This window comes from Longimicrobiaceae bacterium (genome assembly GCA_035696245.1).
Classification (GTDB): Bacteria; Gemmatimonadota; Gemmatimonadetes; order Longimicrobiales; family Longimicrobiaceae; genus DASRQW01.
The window spans coordinates 1-6,438 of sequence record DASRQW010000030.1 but is presented as its reverse complement, the minus strand read 5'-3'; the positions used below and the strand labels follow the sequence as shown (position 1 = coordinate 6,438).

3 protein-coding genes are annotated in these 6,438 nt (G+C 71.3%); all 3 read left to right on the top strand.

All coding sequences use genetic code 11. The features are described 5' to 3' along the window. Positions 1–631 precede the first annotated feature (631 nt). A complete protein-coding gene (locus VFE05_01300; protein HET6228680.1) occupies positions 632–5,206 on the top strand; it encodes a beta-ketoacyl synthase N-terminal-like domain-containing protein in 4,575 nt (1,524 codons plus the stop codon). 82 nt (positions 5,207–5,288) lie between these two features. Continuing rightward, a complete protein-coding gene (locus VFE05_01295) occupies positions 5,289–5,528 on the top strand; it encodes a phosphopantetheine-binding protein (protein HET6228679.1) in 240 nt (79 codons plus the stop codon). 365 nt (positions 5,529–5,893) lie between these two features. Further along, the coding region (locus tag VFE05_01290) for an HAD-IIIC family phosphatase (GenBank protein HET6228678.1) at positions 5,894–6,438 on the top strand (545 nt) is incomplete at its 3' end.

The window sequence follows — 6,438 nt, the reverse complement described above, 5'->3', positions numbered from 1 at the left end:
CCGGTGCTTCTTCGCGCGGGTAGCTTCGGGTGCGCGAAGGAGCCCCAACCCTCTCCCGCTTGCGGGGGAGGGTGCGAGCCTAAGCGAGCGGGAGGGGGCATCCCGGCGCGGCGGAAGAGGTGTCGCGGCCGTAGCGCCCTGGCGGCTGAAGCCGCGGGCTACGACGGCGCGAAGCCCGCCTGCGCGGGCTGCTGCCGCACCATCGGTGCGAGGCGGATGCGGTGAGTGCGGCCGCGCTGCGGTCCGACACGCAGGTCGGCGCCTACCGGCCGGGAGCTTTTCGGCGCTTCGGAGGTGGCTCGACCCGCCCCCCCCGCAGCGCGCACCGCGAGTCGCCGGCGCGCCGGACGCGAGGAGGCCGTTCGTAGAGCATGGAGCCCGCAGCATGCTCCACCGCCGTACCTTCCCCCGCTTGCGGAGGAGGGCAGGCGAGTTTTACGAGCCGGGTGAGGGCCCTCTCACGGCCCCAACCGATCTCCCCACCCCCGCCGGTGGCATTCTGCGTGTCGATCTTGGCGCTAGACGAGTGTGTGCAAGCGGGTGCGGCTCGCCATCTTCCTGAGCTTGGGCTCGGAACGGTGGCGCTGGCGAATTACGGCAGGTTGTGGATCACTCCAAGGAGCACTGAGGAATGAGCGACGTGATGGATATGGAGCACGGCGGCGATCCCGACGTGGCGGTGGTCGGAATGGCGGGGCGGTTCCCCGGCGCCGACGACGTGGACTCCTTCTGGAAGAACGTGCGCGGGGGAGTGGAGTCGATCTCCTTCTTCAGCGACGAGCAGCTACTGGCCGCGGGCACACCGGCCGAGCTGGTGCAGCACCCGGACTACGTGAAGGGCATCGGCGCCCTGCGCGACGTGGAGAGCTTCGACGCGGGCTTCTTCGGCTACAGCCCCCGCGAGGCCGAGGTGCTGGAGCCGGGGCACCGCCTCTTCCTGGAGTGCGCCTGGGAGGCGCTGGAGAGCGCGGGCTACGAGCCGTCGCGCATCGAAGGCAACGTGGGCGTGTACGCCGGCGCGGGGAGCAGCGGCTACACCGAGCGCCACGTGCGCGGCAACCCCGAGCTGGCCGGCAGCGTCGGCGAGTTCCAGCTCGTCGTCGGGAGCGGCAAGGACTTCCTCTCCACCCGCGTCTCGTATAAGCTGGACCTCCGCGGCCCGAGCCTCAGCGTGCAGACCGGCTGCTCGACGTCCCTCGTGGCCGTCCACCTCGCGTGCCAGGCGCTGCTGCACGGGGAGTGCGACATGGCGATGGCCGGCGGCACGTCGGTCCTCGTTCCGCAGACCACCGGCTACCTGTGGGCGCACGGCGGCATCCTCTCGCCCGATGGCCACTGCCGCGCGTTCGACGCGAAGTCGGCCGGGGCGCAGGCGGGCAGTGGCGCGGGCGTGGTCGTCCTCAAGCGGCTGGAAGACGCGCTTCGCGACGGCGACACCATCCACGCCGTCGTCAAGGGCTCGGCCATCAACAACGACGGCTCGGTGAAGGTCGCCTACACCGCGCCCAGCGTGGAGGGCCAGGCCGCCGTGATCGGCGAGGCGCTGGCCGTGGCGGGCGTGGAGCCGGAGACCATCGGGTACATCGAGGCGCACGGCACGGGCACGGAGCTGGGCGACCCCATCGAGATCGCGGCGCTCACCAAGGCGTTCCGCGCATCCACCGACCGCAAGCAGTTCTGCACGGTGGGCTCGGTCAAGACCAACATCGGCCACCTGGACACGGCGGCGGGCATCGCCGGCTTCATCAAGGCCGTGCTGGCGCTGGAGCACCGCGAGCTTCCGCCCACGGTGCACTTCGAGTCGCCGAATCCCAAGATCGACTTCGCCTCGTCCCCGTTCTTCGTGAGCGGCGAGCTGAAGGAGTGGAAGACGGCGCCCGGCGTGCCGCGGCGCGCGGGCGTGTCGTCGTTCGGCATCGGCGGCACGAACTGCCACATCGTGCTCGAGGAGGCCCCGGCCGCGAAGCAGTCCGGCCCGTCGCGCCCCTGGCAACTCGTCCCCATCTCCGCCCGCAGCGGCGCGGCGCTGGACGAGGCGACGAAGCGGCTCGCCGACCACCTCCGCGAGCACCCGGAGCAGAAGCTGGCCGACGTGGCGCACACGCTCCAGATGGGGCGGCGCGCCTTCCCCGCGCGGCGCATGGTCGTGCTCCACGAGGGCGAGGACGCGTCGGCCGTGCTGTCGGCAAAGACGCCGGACCGCGTGGTGAGCGGCGTGGCCGAGGCGGGCCACCGCTCCGTCGCGTTCATGTTCCCCGGCCTGGGCGACCACTACGTGAACATGAGCCGCGGCCTGTACGAGCGCGAGCCGGTGTTCCGCCGGGAGATGGACCGCTGTGCCGAGATCCTGAAGCCGCACCTGGGCTTCGACCTGCGCGAGGTGCTCTACCCCGGCGACGCCCCGGCCGAGCCCGGGGCGCCGTCCGCATCCTCCGGATTCGACATGCGGCGCATGCTGGGCCGCGACGCGGGCGGGCCGGACGCGAACACCGAGCGCCTTAACCGCACCGAGGTCGCGCAGCCCGCCGTCTTCGCGGTCTCCTACGCGCTTGCGCAGCTGTGGATGGAGACGGGCATCCGCCCGCAGGCGGTGATCGGCCACTCGCTGGGCGAGTACACGGCCGCGTGCATCGCCGGCGTCTTCTCGCTCGAGGACGCGCTGGCCCTGGTGGCCGAGCGCGCGAAGATGATCCAGCAGCTCCCCGGCGGGGCGATGCTGGCCGTCTCCGCATCTCCCGAAGCCGTCCGGCCGTTCCTGACGCCTGACGTGGCGATCGCGACGGTGAACGCGCCGTCGCTCTGCGTGGTCGCCGGGCCGGAGGATGCGATCGCTGCGCTGGAGGAGAAGCTGTCGTCCGCCGGCCACGTCGCGAGGCGCCTGGCCACCACGCACGCCTTCCACTCGCCGATGATGCAGCCGGTGGTGGCGCCGTTCGTGGACCGCGTTCGGAAGATGAAGCTCTCCGCGCCGAAGGTCGCGTTCGTCTCCAACGTGACCGGCACGTGGATCACGGCCGAGCAGGCGACCGACCCGGAGTACTGGGGCCGCCACCTGCGCGAGACCGTGCGCTTCGAGCAGGGCGTGGCGGAGCTGCTGCGCGAGCCCGGACGCGTGCTGCTGGAGTGCGGTCCCGGGCAGACGCTGAGCACCTTCGTCCGCCAGCGCCCTGCGGCCGAGGGCGAGTCGGGCGTCGCCATCGTCCCCTCCATCCGCTACCCGTACGACCGCCAGGCAGACCAGGCGTTCTTCCTGGGCGCGCTGGGCCGCCTGTGGGTGGCGGGCGTGACGCCGGACTGGTCCGCGCTGTGGGCGGGCGAGGATCGGCGCCGCATCGCCCTGCCGACCTACCCGTGGGAGCGCCAGCGCTACTGGGTGGAGGCGCCCGACGAGGCGCAGATGGCGCTCGCCCCCAGCCGCGGGAAGAAGACGAACGCGGCGGAGTGGCTGTACGTGCCCACCTGGCGCCGCTCGTCCGCCGCCTCGCTCGCCCCCGCGGCCCAGCCCGAGCAGTGGATCGTCCTTGTGGACGACTCCGCCCTCGCAGCCCGCGTCGTGGCAGGGCTGAAGGCGGAGGCGAAGGAGATGATCGTCGTGACCGTGGGCGACGGGTTCGCGCGCACGGCCGACGGGTACAGCGCCCGCCCGGACAGCCGCGACGACCTGCGCGTGCTGGTGGACTCGCTGCCGGACACCGACGGGCCGGTCAACGTGGTCCACGCGTGGACGCTCGCGGCAGACGGGGCGTTGCAGGCGCGCGGCTACGTGAGCCTGCTGCTCCTGGCCGACGCGCTGGGCCGCAACCGCGAGATGCAGATGCGCGTGGTCGCGGTGAGCAGCGGCGTGCACGAGGTGACGGGGTCGGAGACGATCGAGCCCGGCAAGGCGACGCTGCTGGCCGGCTGCCTGGCCGTCGCGCAGGAGCACCCGAACATCGCCGTCCGCACGGTAGATGTTGCGCTGCCGGGAGATGGGGGGCCGGACGAGGAGACGCTGGCGCGGCAGATCGTGGACGAGGTGCGCTCCACATCTTCCGACTTCGCCGTGGCGTACCGCGGGCGGCGGCGCTGGGTGCGCGGCTTCGAGCAGGTGCGGCCGGGCGCGAAGTCGGCGCTGCGCGAGGGCGGCGTGTACGTGCTCACCAACGGCCTGAACGGCCGAGGGGCGCTGTTCGCCACGCACCTGGTGAACGCGGCCAAGGCGCGCCTGGTCATCTTCGAGCGCGCGTTCCCCGGCCGCGGCGCGTGGGACAACGTGGTCGCCGCGCGGCCCGAGAGCGACCCCATGCGCCAGCAGATCGAGCTGGTGCGCGCCTTCGAGGCCGAGGGCAGCGAGGTGCTGATCCTGCCGGTCGACAGCGCGCGGCCCGACGAGGTGGAGGAGGGCCTGGCCGCGGCCGAGGCGCGCTTCGGCGCCGTGCACGGCGTGCTGCACTCCACCGCGCTGCACGCGGTGATCGACTTCGCCGGCATCGGCGAGACCAAGGCGGGGACATGGGCGGCCGAGGTGGAGCGCGTGACCCGCGAGCTGGACGTGATGGAGCGCGCGCTGGAGTCGCGCACGCTGGACTTCTGCATCCTGGACTCGTCGCTGGCGGCGGTGACGGGCGGCGTGGGCATCGTCCGCGTCGCGGCGCTCAACGCGCTCACCGACGCGTACGCGCACCGGCACAACCAGACGCACGCGCAGGCCTGGACGAGCGTGGCGTGGGACCGCTGGGGCGAGCCGGGGGACGGGCTGGGCGACTACTTCCTGGGCGACGAGGAGACGGGCCGCGCGCTCGACGCGGCGCTCACGGTGCCCGGCGAGGCGCAGGTGCTCGTCAGCACCGGCGACCTGAACCTGCGCGTGTCCGAAGCCGCGGCGCCCGTCCGCAAGGGCGGGGAAGGCGGCGGCTACGCGCGGCCGGACCTGGACGTGGAGTACTTCGCGCCCACGAACGAGACGGAAGAGCGCCTGGCGGCCATGTGGCAGGAGCTGCTGGGCATCGACCGGATCGGGATCCACGACGACTTCTTCGGGCTGGGCGGGCACTCGCTGCTCGCCACGCAGATCATCTCCCGCGTGCGCGAGATGTTCCAGCTCGAGCTGCCGCTGAAGGCGATCTTCGAGGCGCCCACCATCGCGCGCTTCGCCGTGCTGATCGAGGACGCGATCATCGCCGAGCTGGAGTCGCTGACCGAGGAAGAGGCGCTGGAGCTTCTCTGAGCGCCGCCGGCGGGAGACGGCACGGGCCGCCGTCTCCCGAATCAACGCACACCCATCCACCGCACACCGAGAGCATAGATCGATGAACAAGGACAAGATCCGCGCCTTCCTGACCCGCTTCTTCCGCGACCACCAGCTCACGGACGACGAGGACATCTTCGCCAGCGGCTACGTGAACTCGATGTTCGCCATGCAGCTCGTGCAGTTCGTGGAGACCGAGTTCGGCGTGGCCATCGAGAACGACGACCTAGAGCTGGACAATTTCCGCACCATCGACGCGATCTCCGCGCTGGTGGACCGCAAGACGGCGGCTGCGGTTTAGGGTTAGAGGCGGGCTGAAGGTAGCCCCCTCCCCCAGCCCCTCCCCCCAAACTGCGTGGGGGAGGGGAGCTTGTTCGAGGCGGGCGGGGAGGGTTGGCGTCGGATAGAGCGTTTGCGGATCGAGCGTCCGGCGCGGCGCTGGAAGCTGAGCGTCGTCGACCCGAGCTGCTGACGATCTGACCGAGCGGGGACGCCGTTTCTCCTCCGTGTCCACTGATCTATCAGCCCGTCCCCGGCCTTCCGGCCCACAGTTTTGGTCTCCCCTCTCCCGCTTGCGGGGGAGGGGCCGGGGGAGGGGGCACCTTCCGGCAGCGAAGAGCTCACCCCACGCGCACCAACACCTACGAACCATCGCGAGAGCGGAACATGGACAGCACGGATAGCGGGACCGGGACGGCGGCGGTGGAGGTGGGCGGCATCCCGGTGGTGAAGGACGAGAAGGCGAAGAAGCCCAAGGGCGTGAAGTGCGTCGTGTGGGACCTAGACCACACGGTGTGGGACGGCATCCTGCTCGAGGACGAGCACGTGGAGCTGCGGCCGGGCGTGCTGGACATCATCCGCACGCTGGACGAGCGCGGCATCCTGCAGAGCGTCGCGAGCAAGAACGATCATGACCGGGCGATGGCGCGCCTGGAGGCACTGGGCATCGCCGAGTTCTTCCTGCACCCGCAGATCAACTGGAGCGCCAAGGGCCAGAACGTCGAAGCCATCGCCAAGGCGCTCAACATCGGCATCGACACCTTCGTGTTCGTGGACGACCAGCCCTTCGAGCGCGAAGAGGTGCAGTTCATGGTGCCGCAGGTGCGCGTGGTGGACGCGGCGGACCTCTCCGAGTTCCTCGGTATCCCGGAGATGAACCCGGAGTTCATCACCGACGACAGCCGCAAGCGCCGGCAGATGTACCGCAGCGA

What these genes read in the sequence shown, in the direction of transcription:
- VFE05_01300 (HET6228680.1), top strand. Translation starts at nt 632, where the DNA reads ATGAGCGACGTGATGGATATGGAGCACGGCGGCGATCCCGACGTGGCG.
- VFE05_01295 (HET6228679.1), top strand. Translation starts at nt 5,289, where the DNA reads ATGAACAAGGACAAGATCCGCGCCTTCCTGACCCGCTTCTTCCGCGAC.